Annotated in this window: 15 protein-coding genes; 7 read left to right on the plus strand and 8 right to left on the minus strand. The window is 71.1% G+C overall.

Annotation, left to right across the window (positions count from 1 at the left end; translation table 11 throughout):
- Positions 1 to 37 precede the first annotated feature (37 nt).
- From U5C87_RS15750 to U5C87_RS15775, 6 genes are all read right to left on the minus strand, one after another.
- Positions 38 to 1,225, minus strand: coding sequence for a ZIP family metal transporter (locus tag U5C87_RS15750; protein ID WP_330473464.1), 1,188 nt, complete (start codon positions 1,223 to 1,225; stop codon positions 38 to 40).
- Complete coding sequence (locus tag U5C87_RS15755; RefSeq protein ID WP_330473465.1) at positions 1,225 to 2,529, minus strand: multicopper oxidase domain-containing protein; 1,305 nt, start codon at positions 2,527 to 2,529, stop codon at positions 1,225 to 1,227. The genes U5C87_RS15750 and U5C87_RS15755 overlap by 1 nt, the downstream gene beginning before the upstream one ends.
- The gene (locus tag U5C87_RS15760; protein WP_330473466.1) at positions 2,526 to 3,245 is read right to left on the minus strand and encodes a metal-dependent transcriptional regulator; all 720 of its coding nucleotides are present in this window, start codon (positions 3,243 to 3,245) and stop codon (positions 2,526 to 2,528) included. Before U5C87_RS15760 ends, U5C87_RS15755 begins: the two co-directional genes overlap by 4 nt.
- 412 nt (positions 3,246 to 3,657) lie before the next feature.
- Positions 3,658 to 4,317 carry a copper resistance CopC family protein gene (locus U5C87_RS15765; protein ID WP_330473467.1) on the minus strand — a complete coding sequence of 220 codons (660 nt, stop codon included), beginning with the start codon at positions 4,315 to 4,317 and terminating at the stop codon, positions 3,658 to 3,660.
- Between the two features lie 41 nt (positions 4,318 to 4,358).
- The gene (locus U5C87_RS15770) at positions 4,359 to 5,084 is read right to left on the minus strand and encodes a DUF305 domain-containing protein (RefSeq protein WP_330473468.1); all 726 of its coding nucleotides are present in this window, start codon (positions 5,082 to 5,084) and stop codon (positions 4,359 to 4,361) included.
- Positions 5,085 to 5,341: 257 nt separating this feature from the next.
- A complete protein-coding gene (locus U5C87_RS15775; protein WP_330473469.1) occupies positions 5,342 to 6,082 on the minus strand; it encodes a DUF3105 domain-containing protein in 741 nt (246 codons plus the stop codon).
- A 148-nt stretch (positions 6,083 to 6,230) separates the two neighbouring features.
- Here U5C87_RS15775 and U5C87_RS22670 point away from each other — a divergent pair, with 148 nt between their 5' ends.
- From U5C87_RS22670 to U5C87_RS15810, 7 genes are all read left to right on the plus strand, one after another.
- Positions 6,231 to 6,842 carry an ArsR/SmtB family transcription factor gene (locus tag U5C87_RS22670; RefSeq protein ID WP_443082067.1) on the plus strand — a complete coding sequence of 204 codons (612 nt, stop codon included), beginning with the start codon at positions 6,231 to 6,233 and terminating at the stop codon, positions 6,840 to 6,842.
- Positions 6,839 to 7,768, plus strand: a complete 930-nt coding sequence (locus tag U5C87_RS15785; protein ID WP_330473470.1) for a cation diffusion facilitator family transporter — start codon at positions 6,839 to 6,841, stop codon at positions 7,766 to 7,768. The genes U5C87_RS22670 and U5C87_RS15785 overlap by 4 nt, the downstream gene beginning before the upstream one ends.
- A 120-nt stretch (positions 7,769 to 7,888) precedes the next feature.
- Positions 7,889 to 8,512 carry a TlpA family protein disulfide reductase gene (locus U5C87_RS15790; RefSeq protein ID WP_330473471.1) on the plus strand — a complete coding sequence of 208 codons (624 nt, stop codon included), beginning with the start codon at positions 7,889 to 7,891 and terminating at the stop codon, positions 8,510 to 8,512.
- Between the two features lie 400 nt (positions 8,513 to 8,912).
- Positions 8,913 to 9,773, plus strand: coding sequence for a ZIP family metal transporter (locus tag U5C87_RS15795; protein ID WP_330473472.1), 861 nt, complete (start codon positions 8,913 to 8,915; stop codon positions 9,771 to 9,773).
- 178 nt (positions 9,774 to 9,951) lie between these two features.
- Positions 9,952 to 10,137, plus strand: coding sequence for a hypothetical protein (locus U5C87_RS15800; protein ID WP_330473473.1), 186 nt, complete (start codon positions 9,952 to 9,954; stop codon positions 10,135 to 10,137).
- Positions 10,138 to 10,265: 128 nt separating this feature from the next.
- Entirely contained in the window at positions 10,266 to 10,943 is a 678-nt protein-coding gene (locus U5C87_RS15805) for a DsbA family protein (protein WP_330473474.1), read from the plus strand.
- An 82-nt stretch (positions 10,944 to 11,025) separates the two neighbouring features.
- Positions 11,026 to 11,634: a vitamin K epoxide reductase family protein gene (locus tag U5C87_RS15810; RefSeq protein WP_443082068.1), complete on the plus strand. Its 609-nt coding sequence runs from the start codon at positions 11,026 to 11,028 to the stop codon at positions 11,632 to 11,634.
- 370 nt (positions 11,635 to 12,004) lie between these two features.
- Here U5C87_RS15810 and U5C87_RS15815 read toward each other — a convergent pair whose 3' ends face one another.
- A complete protein-coding gene (locus U5C87_RS15815) occupies positions 12,005 to 12,196 on the minus strand; it encodes a hypothetical protein (protein ID WP_443082069.1) in 192 nt (63 codons plus the stop codon).
- A gap of 85 nt (positions 12,197 to 12,281) precedes the next feature.
- A complete protein-coding gene (merA, locus tag U5C87_RS15820; RefSeq protein ID WP_330473476.1) occupies positions 12,282 to 13,706 on the minus strand; it encodes a mercury(II) reductase in 1,425 nt (474 codons plus the stop codon).
- Between the last annotated feature and the right edge of the window lie 17 nt (positions 13,707 to 13,723).

The raw sequence follows: 13,723 nt of genomic DNA on the forward strand, positions 1-13,723 counted from the left end.
CGCAGCAGGTCATCCCCCCGAGCGCGGACCAGCCCGGTCATGCAGCGACGAGCAGACCGGTGACGTACATGAGCACGACGCCGGCCCCGAGTCCGGCCGCCACGGGCAGGTCAAGGCCGCCTTCTGGCCGGCGTAGCTGCGGCACGAGCAGCACGATCACCTGGACGATGGCGCCAACGCCGAGACCGAGCAGGAAGGTGGCGTGGCTCTCGGTGGTGAGTGTCGCACCAAGGACTGTCCCGACGACGGCCGGGCCACCGGCGACGATCGCGAGCAGGAGCAGCCGGCCCGGACGCACCGTCCGGTCGGGTTGCGCCGGAACCGGGGGGAGCGCCGTGAGCGGTGCGACCACAGCCATGCCCTCGGTCGTGTTGTGCAAGGCGAAGCCGACGACGAGCGAGGTGCCGAGGGCGAGCTCGCCCACCGCCAGGGCCGACCCGACCGCGAGCCCCTCGCCGAGGTTGTGCACGCCGATCCCGATGGCGACGAGGAGCGCGACCCGTCCCGCGCGCGTTGTGTCAGGGATGAGCCGCTGTGTGCCGGCGAGCAAGAGGAACGCGAGCGCTGCCCCGAGGACGAAGAGCATGCTGCCGCCGAACGCGGCCGCGCCGGCTGCCCCGACCTCGAGGCCCTCGATGCCTGCGTCGACGGCAAGGAACGCGAGCAGTCCCACGGTGAGAGCCATCAGGACGCGTGAGGCCGTGGGCCCGGCCCGGCGCAGCAAGGGCAGCGTCGTCATGCCCAGCAGAACAGGCACGACGCCGATCATCACGCCGAGCAGGGCGACCTGCAGCAGCGACGCCGACGTCGCAGCCGGCGTCGCGGCCGCCATGGGGATGGCGTGCTCGATGACCGCGCCGGTCGAGGTCAGCAGCGACACGGTGTAGGGCAGCCCGTTCTCCCACGGGTAGTCGAGGCGGAGGGTCTCGCTCGCGAGCCGCCCGATCGGCTGCTCGCCGCCCGTCACGGCGACGAAGGCGTCGTTGACCGACACCTGGGCCACGGTCACCGGGTCCGGCCCGGCGTTGCGCACCACCAGCTCGATCGTTCCCGGCGCCGACAGCACGGTGCGCTCGACGACGAGGGACTCGACCGGCGGTCCGGTACGGTCGGGCAGGACCGAGCCGGCGAGGGCCGCGAGCACGGCGAGGCCGGTCGCGATGAGCGCCACGATGCCCGCGGCGAGCGCGGACCGGGGGACGCGGGAGAGCAGCGGCTCGGCCATCAGTCCACGACCTCGAAGAAGCCCATCCAGCCGAGGTCGGCGAACTCCGTCTTGTGGGCGTGGAACATGTAGCGACCCACATGCGGGAAGCGCATCTCGCAGATCCCGCGCTGCCCCTGGCCCTGCACGATCGTGTCGGTGTACTCCGACGGCTCGAGTCGCGTGCCCGTCGGGTAGTAGTCGAAGAAGTTGCCGTGCACGTGGAAGCTGTTGATCGGGTCGTACTCGAGGATGTTGACGAGGTGGATCCGGACCAGCTCGCCGCGCTTCACCCTGATCGGCTCGTGCATGTAGTGGAAGGGGATGCCGTTCACGGCATACAGCTGGTTGCCCTGGCCGTCGAAGGTGGTGTTCCAGCCGTGCTGGACCATGACCATCTCGTCGGCGCGGGGGCGCCCCTGGGCCGGGTCGATGATGAAGGTGCCGTACATGCCGCGGGAGATGTGCTCGGCGAGCGGGCCGACGTGGCAGTGGTAGAGGTGCAGCCCGAAGGGTTCGGCGTCGAACTCGTAGACGAACTCCTCACCCGGCGCGATGGTGCCGCGCCCGACCATGGGCACGCCGTCCATCTCGGCCGGGTGGATGCCGTGGAAGTGCATCGTGTGCTGGTGCGGCGAGGCGTTGACGAAGCGCACCCGGAGGCGGTCGCCCTCGCGGCACCGCAGGGTCGGGCCGGGAACCCTGGCGTTGAACGTCCAGGCCGGGAAGCGCAATCCGGGCGCAACCTCGATCTCACGCTCGCCGGCGACGACGTCCCACTCGCGCAGCGTGCGACCGTCCGACAGGCGCGACGTCGTTCCCCAGTCGAAGTCGCGCAGCACCGCGGTCGGGTCGAAACCGTTGGCGCGATGGTCGACCACTTGGCCGGTCCTGAAGGTCGCGCCGTTGACACCCGCGCCGTGACCCGTGGCCGGTGACAGCATGCGCGCGTCCGGCACGGGCGTCGCGGTGCCGGCACCTCCCGGGTCGAGGGCCCTACCCGCCCCGGACACTGCGGCGTGACCGGCGGGATGTGCGGCGCCGCTCGTGGCGAACGCAGAGACGGGAGCATCACCAATGGCCGAGCGCAGCAGCAGCGCGCCCAGTCCGGCCGCGCCGGCCGCGCCCGCCGCACCGGCCAGAACCGCTCGTCGCGAGGTCGGCCCGCGACGGGTGCCCTGCCCGTCAACATGCCCGTCGGCATCGCCGTCGAGGCTGCCATCGAGGTTTCCATCGAAGTTGTCACCGAGGGTGCCGTTGAAGGGGCTGGTGTCGTCGTGGAGCTCAGTCTCTGGCGGGATGGGCTCCTCCAGACCGGGCGTCACGCGTCAGCCTCGATCGGGCGGCCGTGAACGAGTTGGGCGAGTGTGGGGCCGAGCGGGATCCGCTGTCCGTCGACACCGATCCACAGCGGACCGTCGAACGGGCTCCGCTCGAGCACGTCGACCGTGACGCCCGGGCGCAGGCCCAGCTCGGCCAGGTAGCGCAGCGCCTCAGCGTTGCGGTTGTGCAGGCGTTCGACTCGGAACTGGCCCCCCACCTGCGCTTCCGCGATCGACTCATCAGGGCTCACCGTCGCGCCTTCATGGCCCTGCGGAATCGGATCTCCGTGCGGGTCGGTGCTCGGGTGACCCAGCAGGTCGTCGATCCGGGCGAGCAGCGAGTCGGAGACGGCGTGCTCGAGCAGCTCGGCCTCGCCGTACAGCTCATCCCAGGGAACGAGAAGCACGCTCGACAGGAAGGTCTCGATGAGCCGGTGCCGGCGCACGATGAACCGGGCGTGCGCGGCGCCGTGGCTCGTCAGCACGACAGCGCGGCCGTCCTCGCGGTCGAGCAGACCATGCTCGGCCAGGCGCTTCAGCATCGCGGAGACGGTCGGCGGCGTGACGTCAAGGAACTGGGCAAGGGCTCCAGTGGCCGGCGGTATCCCGTCGCCGCTCAGTTCCCAGATGGCCTTGAGCGCATCCTCGGCCGCGTCGGTCCGGGTCAGGCCGCAACAGTCGAACCAGGCCCGCGTGATTTCTTCACCCTGCACGGTCATTTCGACGCCTCTAAGGAGAACCTGCACTGGATCGAACCAGCATACGCGGCTCGGCCTGCTGCAGTGGTTCGCCAGTGCACATCCCTGTCCAAGCTGCGCGCTGCTGATCGGCCCCGCGCGTCGGGCTCACATCAGGCCCAGGAGCGACTGCGTGCCAGCGTCTCGGTTTGCTCGGTGGAACCCGAGGACCAGGTCCGCTGATCCACTCACCCGCGGACCGGCGGGCCACAGGGTTCGGCGCCACCTCAGCGTGCGGGGCAGGCTCGTCGAGGCGGCGTCACATAGCGCGGGGCTCGTTCCCGCACAACCCGCGGCTGCGGGGTCGTGCGGGCGAGGGTGCTTGTCGCTGCGGCACTGCGCATAGGCAGCGACAGGCTCGCCCCGGTGGCCCCGGCAGGCCGAACCGCGTCCGCTACCGTCCGGCGCTTGGCGCGTCCGGGTCCGTGGTTCCGCTGTCGGACGGGCCCGGTGGCGCAGCAGCCGGTCGGGTGCGTAGTCGGTGTCGCAGCTCGTAGGCGACCACGACCAGCGCGGCGAGCAAGAATCCACCGCCCGCGTAGAACAGCCCGCTGTCCCCCGCCCCCGCCCCCGCCGCCCGGCGCGGGGCCGGAGTCGACGAGGGAGCCCCGTCATCGACTCCGGCCACGGCCGCCGCCCCCGGTCGAGGGTTCCCCGCGGCCGGGGTCGCACCGGGCGTCGCGCCCCTCATCTTCGTGACGACGGCGATCGTGCCGCTGATGGGGTGCCCGTCTGCGGAGGTGACGCGGTAGGTGAGCGTCCATCGGCCCGCGGGCCGGGTCGCTGCCTCGGCCGGGACGGGCACCGTCACCGTCCGACCCGAGGTGACCGGGCTCAGAGGAGAGACTTGGCCGTAGGGGTCGGTAAGTGTGGCTTGTGCGAACGTGGCGACGATGTCCTGGTTGAAGCTGAGTGCGATGTCGTGAGGCAGTTCGGCCATCTCGGCGCCATCGGCCGGAGTGCTCGCGACGAGCTCACTGTGGGCGCTGGCGCCGCTCGCGCCCATCACCACAATGAACGCTGCAGCACCGAGAGCGGCGAGCAGCAGGGACACGGCGCGGACGGTCGCGCGGGCCGTCGGACTGGGTTCCGAGATCACGAGCGGTCCTTGAGCAGCTGCTGCAGCTGCGTGAGCTCGGCGGTCTGCGCGGCCTCGATGGAGCGGGCGAGGGTGAGCACCTCGGGCTGGTCGGCCAACCGCAGCGCCGCCTGGGCCATGGTGACCCCGCCGCGGTGGTGGGCAATCATGAGGCGCAGAAAGGAACGTTCGGCCTCGATTCCGGTCGCGCCCTGAAGTGCCCGGATCTGGGCGGCAGTGGCCATCCCCATGGATCCCGACTGGTTGCCTCCGGCGTCGGAGGACTGGACGGGCGCTCCCATGACCATGCCGTCGTGCCCGCCGCTGGCGGCGGAGGTCGCCGTCCCGGCCGTGGTCGGTCCCGTCGCCGGAGGCTGGCGATCCGCTGGGGACTCGAGCTGGTGGTCCCCGGCGGACATCCAGGCCATGGACGGCTGTGACGACGTCATAGGCATCCCCCAGTGGGCGAGCCAGCCGTACATCTGCCCCGACTGCTGCTGCTGGCTGGTGGCGATGTCGTAGGCGACGGCGCGCAAGGTGGGGTCGGTGGTCTTGTCCCTGATGATCAGGGCCATCTGCACGGCCTGGTTGTGGTGGGTCTGCATGTCCCGGGCGAAACCGACATCGGCGCCGTCCTCAGCCGGGACGTCCCCAGCCCGCCCGAGCTGGTATCCAGCGAAGCCGGCTAGCGCGACGAACACGAGGAACGCGGCCGAGATCCACCGGAAGACGTCAGGACGCACCGCACCGCTGGCCCGGGACGACGAGTTCTCCGCCTCGCTGTGAGTCGGGTTGGCCGTCGGTCCGTCTGATGTCGGGACGTGCCGCGAGGACTGCGACTCGTCAGCTCGCTCACGATCGCCCGACGCCACGGGCCTGCCCGTGGCATCGGGTTCGTCGTGTCGTTGCCGCATGCCGGGGTCGTGCGCTGGCTCCGGTACCGGCCGCCCTGGGCGCTTCGGGTCGCCGGGCCGCTGTCCCGTTTCGCGTGACATGCCGTTCACGCTCCCGGGTTCGGCATGCCGGCGCCGCCTTCGGCGGCGCCCGTCGCGTCCACGCCGCCGGTGCAGGACGCGCCCGGCTCGGGCGACTGCGGGCCTTGGCGGTAGGCCTTGATGAAGGCGGCGAGCCTGCGGTCCTCGGGCCCTGACAGCTCGAGCTGCTTGCCCCACGCCGAGGCCACCACGGGTGCCTTGAGGCCGGCGTACGGGGACAGGACCGCGTACGTGTCGGGCATCGCGGCGGTCAGTGCCCGCACCTGAGCGGCCGGCAGGTCAGGACGGTAGGTGACCCACACCGCCCCGTGCTCCATCGAGTGGACCGCGTTCTCCTTGCGCACCGGCTCGGTGTACGTGCCGCAGTTGAGCCATACGGGCGCGTGCTCTCCCCCGGCGGGCGGTTCCTGCTCGTATGACACCGGCGTGCTCACATGCCCCTGGCTGACCTGGTATGACCGCACCGCCTCCAGCGTGGGCCGGTTCGCCTGCTCTCGAACGATGACCACGGTCACCGCTACTGCGAGTGCGACGACGACTGCCGCGACGGACACCCACAACGCCACGCCGCGACGCCGGTCCTTGGCTCGCTGCGCGGACTGCATGGCCGCCGCTCGCTGGCGCCGATCCTCGCGGCTCGTCGTCGAGGTCGAGGTCGGGTCTGGTTTCAGTTGCTGTCTCTGTCTTTGTCCGGGGTTCGGGGCGCTCGAGCGGGCATCGTTCCGGTCGGTCTTCCTGGCAGTCATGGTTCTCCTGGCCGGGTGAGTGCTGTGCGTGAGGTTGGGGCGCTGCCTTGAGCGTGACGGCCCGGTTCGGACGGGCCTGGGTGTCATCGCGGTTGGACATCGCCCGCCAAGACCGTAACATCTGACCATGCGATCAGATGAAGCGCCCGTGGTTGGCATCGACCAGTGCGTCGAGCACTGCGTGCACCCGGAGACCGTCCGCCACGTCCGGTCAGTCGCCCTGCCCGAGGACGACCTGACCCAGGTCGCGTCCGTGTTCAAGCTGCTCGGGGACCCGACCCGCGCGAAGCTGCTCTACGCGATGCTTGAGGCGGGCGAGCTGTGCGTCTGCGACCTCGCTGCGTCGACGGGTGTCCTTGAGGCGACGGTGTCACAGTCGCTGCGGCTGCTCCGCGCGTCGAAGGTCGTCGTGGCCCGCCGCGATGGGCGCCTCATGTACTACCGGCTCGCCGACGCGCACGTCCGGATGCTGCTCGACCTCACCCGGGAGCACATCACGCACGAACACGAAGCCGGCGGGACTGTCAGCTCTGCCCCGCGTGCCGCCGCGTCCGGGACGGCGTCGGGTGCCGCGCCGGAGGTGGCCGGTCGCGACGCGGCCGGGACTGACCCGGCGGCCTCGACGTCAGTCATGGCCCCGAGCGGCCGAAGGACCCCCAGCGCCCGTGCGCGACACGGCGCCGGCATGTCAGCCGACCTGGTCATTGCGGGCCATCGACGGAGCCGGGCCGCCCGGCCCACCACCGGAGCAGACGCATGAGCCACGGTCACGGCCACAGTCACGGTTCGGCCGCCACCGGGCACCGCTGGCGGCTGCAGGTCGCCTTCGTCCTCGTCGCCGGCTTCTTCGTCGTCGAGCTGGTCGTCGGCCTCAGCTCGAAGTCGCTGGCGCTGATCAGCGACGCCGGTCATATGGCTGCCGACGTCGTCGCGTTGGGCGCCGCGCTCGTCGCGACCCGGATCGCCACACGCAAGGACACCACCGGGCGACGCACCTTCGGGTCGTACCGCGCCGAGGTGTTCGCCTCCGGTCTCGCGGTGCTGCTCATGCTCGGCGTCGCGGTGTACATCGTCATCGAGGCCGTCGGCCGGATCGGGTCCGCGCCCGAGGTCTCCTCACGCCCGATGCTGGTCGTCGGGGTCATCGGTCTGGTCATCAACCTGATCAGCATGGCGCTGCTGCGCGCCGGCGCCGCGGAGAGCCTCAACGTCAAGGGCGCCTACCTCGAGGTCGTCGCGGACACGCTCGGCTCGGTCGGGGTGATCGTCGCCGGCGTCCTCGTCGGGCTCACCGGGTCGGTGTGGTGGGACACCGCCATCGCGCTGGCTATCGCCCTGTTCGTCGGCGTGCGCGCGGTCTTCCTCGGACGCGAGGTGCTGGCGGTGCTCGGTCAGCACGCCCCGGAGGGGATCCATCCGGACGAGGCGGAGAAGGCCCTGTCCGAGATCGCCGGCGTGCTCGAGGTCCATGACCTGCACCTGTGGACGCTCACCTCCGGGATGAACGTCGCGACCGCCCACCTCGTCGCCGCTCCTGCTGGGGACGATGCCGCTGGGCAGCAGGTCGACGGGAGCACCATCCTCGCGGCGGCCGCGGCCGTCATGCGCGACCGGTTCGGCATCGAGCACGCCACCCTGCAGGTCGAACCCGCCGGGTCGACCGCGTGCGCCCAGACGTCGTGGTGACCTGGGCATGACACGGGATCAGCAGCATCACGAACTGCGGCTGCGCAGCGGTGACGGGTTCTGGTCCGGGCCCCACGGCGACCCCGGCCGCACCCCCGTCAGCATCCGGGCGGACGTCCGATGACCGCCCGAAGGGCGGAGCGGGTCGATGTCCGCCGGCGCGACCTGATCGCGGCCGCCGGGGCCCTGCTGACCGGGGTGGCGCTCGGCGGCTGCAGCCAGGGCGGTGCCGCGGCCGCCGAGCAGGCCCGAGCCGGCGACCGGAAGGGCTACGTCTCCGGCGACGGCACCATCGAGCAGATCCCCGCCGAGAGCAGAGCCGCCGCGGTCCAGCTCTCCGGGACGACGCTGGAAGGGCAGCCCTGGTCCAACGCCGCCCTCACCGGCACGGTCCTGGTGGTGAACGTGTGGGGTTCCTGGTGCCCGCCCTGCATCACGGAGGCGCCCGAGCTTCAGGCGGCGTGGGAGCAAATCCAGGGCCGGAAGCTCGCGGTGCAGTTCATCGGCCTGGACAAGATGGAAACCCCAGAGACGGGCCTCGCGTTCCAGGCCCGTCACAAGATCACGTACCCGTCCCTTGCCTACGAAGGCGGCGTCGCGATCCTGGCCCTTCAGGGCAAAGCTGTCGCGACGCCCACCACGCTGGTCCTGGACCGTCTGGGCCGGATCGCGGCCAGGGTCTCTGGCCCCGTCACCGCCAAGATCCTCACCGGCCTCGTCGACGATGCGTTGGCGCAGTCGTGAGCCCCGGCGCCCTCATCGCGGCAGCCAGCGCCGCGCCAGTCGTCACCCCGGGCAGCGGAGATGACCCGGCTCACGGCCAGCCCCTCCAGCACGCGCCGCACAGCCCATGGCTCTGGGTCCTGCTCGGGATCGTCCTGTTGACCGTGGCACTGAGCGCCGTCCTCGCCCGGTCCCGTCGGCGGCGCGCGAGAGACCAGCGACAGCACCCGACATCCGCCGCCGGCGACACCGGGCCAGACACGTCACCGGTGGTGCGAGCCGCCACACCGCGTAACAACTCGGGCCGCAACGCGGGTGATAACGGCTCCCCAGACGACCCGTCGCCGGGCATGCCCGGTGCCTCATCGGGATCGTGGCCGACGGAGCCGCCGAGGTCCCCGGACGGCCCAGGGACGTCGCTATGACGGCCGTGACGCAGGCCGCGGGGCTCGTCGCCTTCCCCGTCGCCGCAGCCGCGCTCGGCGCGACCGTCGCCACGCTTCGACGTCCCGGACCGCGGCTAGTCAGCGCCATTCAGCACTTCGCTGCGGGCGTCGTCATCGCTGCTCTCGTCGGTGAGGTGCTGCCCGACCTCCGACGTGAGGGAAGGCTGCCGGCGTCCGTCGCCGGGTTCGTCCTTGGAGTCGCGGTCATGCTCGGGCTCGCGGCATACGGCCGCCGTGTCGACCAGGCCCGCGAACGTGGATCCACCCGAGCCGACACCCCCATGCTGGACACCCGGCCCGACCTCGGGCCCGGCAGTGGCACGGGACCGCGGCCGGATCCGGCCCGTGGGGTGCGCACGGGCTCACTGGCCCGGCCGGTGACCCGCGCGGCGGGTGCTGCCCTGCCCATTGGCCTGCTGGTGGCCGTGGGGATCGACCTTCTCATCGACGGCATGCTGGTCGGCCTGGGCGCCAGCCTGGGCGCCACCGAAGGTCTCATCCTCACCATCGCGCTGACCCTCGAGATCCTGTTCCTGTCGCTGTCGCTCGTAGCCGAGCTGACCGACTCCGGGCTCAGCAGGACACGCAGCGCGGCCATCTGCGCCGGCCTCGGCCTGCTCACCGCGGTTGGCGCGATCGGCGGCGCCGCCGCTCTCTCAGGAGCGAGCCCGGCTGTGCTTGCCGCCGTGCTGGCGTTCGGCGCTGCTGCGCTGCTTTACCTGGCGGTCGAGGAGCTGCTCGTCGAGGCACACGAACAAGCGGAGACCACCGGTCTGGCCGCGATGTTCTTCCTCGGCTTCCTGCTGATCTACGTCCTCGGCGAACTCGGGGGCTGACCATGCCCGCCATGCACCTGCCCCGATGCCTCGCCCCCACCACCACCAGCGCCGCATCCACCCGGAGCGCTGCCGCGGCCCGGTCGCAGCGGCAACGCATCGGGGCGGGAGCCCCCTGGCGCACAGAACGCAGCCCCCTGGCCAGCTGCACCATCACCCGACCGAACAGGTGGCGACCGTGACGGACATCGACTACGCCGTCACCGGAACCGCCCTCTTCCTGGGGACGGCCCTGTCCGCCCTCGTCGTCTTCTTCCGCCTCGTCCTGACCGGGCGGCTTCCCCGCGCCGCCACGGTGGTCGCCACTGCCGCCGGCTGTGCGGCGGTCATCATCGGTGTCGTCGAAGCGGCCGTACCGCACTAGCCCATCGCCTGCCCAGGAACGAAACGTGCACCGGCGCACGCGCCGGTCCCAGTCGAGCCGGTATGGAACCGCTCAGGGAACCCACACGTTCAGCCCATGTCGTCGCCGAACCACCGAAAGCCCTATCCATGAAACGCAGTACCGTCATCGCCGCCGGGCTCGCCGCGGCCATCGTCGCCATCATCCTGACCGCGCTGCAGCTCACGTCCCCGCGCGCCGCAGATGCCGAACCAACCGCCGGGCCGAGTACCGGGGGCGGCACCACGGCCGGACGACTCGTCCGGGCCGACAGCCACCGCCTCGACGAGGCCGCCGACGGCAAGGTGACCCTCGTGGAGTTCCTCGACTTCGAGTGCGAGTCCTGCCGCGCCGCGTACCCGCTGGTCGAACAGCTGCGCAAGGACTACGCCGGCAAAGTCACCTTCGTCATCCGATACTTCCCGATCCAAAGCCACTTCAACGCGACCAACGCGGCCCTCGCCGTCGAAGCAGCAGCGCAGCAGGGCAAGCTCGAGCAGATGTACCAGCGCATGTACGACACCCAGGCCGAATGGGGCGAGAAGCAGACGTCCGAGGCAGCGCGGTTCCGCGCCGACGCCCTCATCCTCGGCCTCGACATGAACGCCTACGACGCCGCGATCAAGGACCCACAGACCCTGGCCCGGGTCGAGAAGGACCGGCAGGACGGGCTCGCCCTCGGCGTCCAGGGAACCCCCACGTTCTTCCTCAACGGCAAACAGCTCCTCCCGGAATCAGCCGAGGACTTCCGCACACAGATCGACGCGGCCCTTGCCAACGCCCGCTGAACAGCGGAGCACCGGCCGCGGGTTCGCCTGGCTCCTCACCGGGGGCGGGTCCATCGGCCTGCTCGCCGCGGCCGTCCTGCTCGTGGAGAAGTTCGCGCTCCTTCGCGACCCCACGTACGTCCCGAGCTGCAGCATCAACCCCGTGCTGAGCTGCGGGTCGGTCATGTCGACACCGCAGGCCGAGGCGTTCGGCTTCCCCAACCCGCTGCTGGGCGTGGTCGGGTTCACAGTCGTCGCCACGATCGGCGTGGCCCTGCTGGCCGGGGCGCGGCCAACCCGCTGGTTCTGGCTCGGCCTGCAGGCCGGGACGACGGCCGGGTTCGTGTTCGTGCACTGGCTCATCGTTCAGAGCCTCTACCGCATCGGGGCCCTCTGCCCCTACTGCATGATCGTGTGGGTCGTCACGATCACCCTGTTCGTCGCAGTAACGGCACGCAATGTGACCGCTCGCGCGCTTCCCGCACCGCGCGTGCTCATGCGGGCCGCACGCTACCCATCGACGATCGTCGCGGTCTGGCTGCTGGTCGTGGTCGTTCTCGTCGCCGCCAGGTTCTGGGACTACTGGGCTCTGGTGCTGCGCGACGGGATGTCACCGCTGGGCTGGATCGCGGTCGGTGGCGGCCTCTACGTCGCGATGTTGGCGCTGGTGGTGTCCTACCGCCGCAAACCAACCGGCACCGGGGGAACGTGACCTGGGCATCTGCCGAAGGGGCCATCTGACATCGCGAGCGTCACGGCGCGGCCACCGCTCGCTTCACCAGACGGCCGTCGTGTCGGGCTCGCCGCCCCCTGGAGCCGGTCCGGGACCGCGGACATGGCTCTCGAGAGTGAAGGTGGGATCGCGCCCCTTCGCGGCTGCCGTCAGAGTCCAGCGGATGACTCACGTCGAGGCCGGTGGTAGCGCCCGCTGCGCACGATTCCGTAACGACGCCCGCAGCAGTGAGCGGGCGCGCTTCACCGCCGCCGAGAGGGCCACGGCCGGAGCTCGTCGGCGACGACGAGCGGGCCCAAGGCCGAACCCGTCGTCGACTCCCCATCCCTGTCGAGATGGGGCTGGACATCTACCTCGTGGGCGGGGGGACCAGACCCTGGCCGAGGATCCGGCCGTCCGCGTCGTACTCGGTGCCGGCCATCGCCGTGAGCCCGTGGCGCACGTCGGAGATGCTCCGGCCAGTCGCGGCCGCGAGGTTCTCGAGGCTGACGGGGTCAGCCTGGGCGAGCAGGGTCAGCAGAGGCTGCGACAGCCACGGCACGGCGCCGGCCTCGGCGGTGGTCAGGCGTCGGGTGAGTGGTTCAGGTCTGCGGCCATCGGGGTCGTTCTCCTTGGGAAAGGGTGGTTCAGGAGGCGCAGCAGGACAGCTTGGACACGTCGGTGGTGAAGGACTGGGCGGCGATCTTGATGCCCTCGGTCATGGTCAGGTAGGGACACCACAGGTTCGCGACCTGCTCGACCGTCATCCCAGCGTTGAGGATGTATCCGGCTGCGGCGGCGAGCTCCCCGGCGGCTTGGGCGACGGCGGTGGCGCCGACGATGAGCCCGGTGTCGGCGTCCGCCACGATCTTGACGAAGCCGCGGGTGTCGCGGTTGACCAGCGCCCGGGGCACGTACTGCAGCGGCAGAACTCTGCAGTCGCAGCGGATCCCGGCTCGGCTGGCCTGCTCGTCGGTCATACCGACCGCGGCGATGCTGGGGCTGGTGAAGGTGACCCGGGGTAGGTGGGTGTAGTCCAGGACGCGGTCCGCGCCGGTGAACGCGTTGTCGACGGCGACCGAGCCGTGAGCGCCGGCTACGTAGACGAACTGCGGGTGGCCGGTTACATCACCAACGGCCCAGATTCGCGGATTGCTGGTCCCGAGCCTGTCGTCCACGACGACCTCGCCACGGTCGCCGACCTTGACTCCGACGCTGTCCAGGCCGAGACCGTCGGTGACCGGGCGCCGACCCGTCGCCACCAGCAGGTGTGTTGCGCGGTAGTCCCGGCGGGCGCCGTCCACGACCACGGTGGCGACGACCTCGCCGGTGGACTCATCGCGTCGGACCGCGGACATGGAAGCGCCGGTGACGACGGTGATGCCCTCGTCGGCGAAGACTGCCTCGATGACCTCTCCTGCCTCCGGCTCCTCGGCCGATGCCAGCCGCGACCGGGCCAGGACCGTGACCGTGCTGCCGAGCCGGGCAAAGAGCTGCGCCTGCTCCAAGGCGACATAGCCGCCGCCCAGCACCAGCAGCGAGGAGGGCAGCTCCTCCAGCTCCATCGCGCTGGTGGAGGTTAGGTACCCGACCTGGTCCAGGCCGTCGACCGGGGGCGCCCACGGCGCCGAGCCGGTCGCGACGACGTAGAGCTCGGCCTCGACCTGCTGGACCCGACCGTCGGCGTCGGTGACCTCCAGGCTCGGCTGCTCGGGCGTTCCGGTGAACGTCGCGGTGCCCGCCAGCAGGTCCCAGCCGTACTCGGTCACCAGGTCGACATACTTCTCCGACCGCATCGACTCGACCAGGTCCCGCTTTCCGGCCATGAGCGCGGGCAGGTCCACCGGGTCGCTCGACGTACCGATGCCCGGAAAACGGGGGTCGGCGGCGACGTGGCGCGCGTCGGCGGCGGCGAGCAGCGCCTTGGACGGGACGCACCCGGTGTTCACGCATGTTCCACCGACGGTGCCCTGCTCCACCATCACCACCTGCTTGCCGAGCCCGATGGCGTGGATGGCGGCAGCGAACGCACCACCTCCGGAGCCGATGACCGCCAGGTCGTATCGCGTCATGAAACCTCTCCTCAATA

Source organism: Terrabacter sp. C0L_2, assembly GCF_036352015.1.
Lineage (GTDB): Bacteria > Actinomycetota > Actinomycetes > Actinomycetales > Dermatophilaceae > Terrabacter > Terrabacter tumescens.

Excerpts from the sequence above, each read along its gene's own strand:
- U5C87_RS15805 (WP_330473474.1), top strand. The coding sequence starts at position 10,266 with ATGAAACGCAGTACCGTCATCGCCGCCGGGCTCGCCGCGGCCATCGTC.
- merA (WP_330473476.1), bottom strand. The coding sequence starts at position 13,706 with ATGACGCGATACGACCTGGCGGTCATCGGCTCCGGAGGTGGTGCGTTC.
- U5C87_RS15750 (WP_330473464.1), bottom strand. The coding sequence starts at position 1,225 with ATGGCCGAGCCGCTGCTCTCCCGCGTCCCCCGGTCCGCGCTCGCCGCG.
- U5C87_RS15785 (WP_330473470.1), top strand. The coding sequence starts at position 6,839 with ATGAGCCACGGTCACGGCCACAGTCACGGTTCGGCCGCCACCGGGCAC.
- U5C87_RS15760 (WP_330473466.1), bottom strand. The coding sequence starts at position 3,245 with ATGACCGTGCAGGGTGAAGAAATCACGCGGGCCTGGTTCGACTGTTGC.
- U5C87_RS15775 (WP_330473469.1), bottom strand. The coding sequence starts at position 6,082 with ATGACTGCCAGGAAGACCGACCGGAACGATGCCCGCTCGAGCGCCCCG.
- U5C87_RS15795 (WP_330473472.1), top strand. The coding sequence starts at position 8,913 with ATGACGGCCGTGACGCAGGCCGCGGGGCTCGTCGCCTTCCCCGTCGCC.
- U5C87_RS15790 (WP_330473471.1), top strand. The coding sequence starts at position 7,889 with ATGACCGCCCGAAGGGCGGAGCGGGTCGATGTCCGCCGGCGCGACCTG.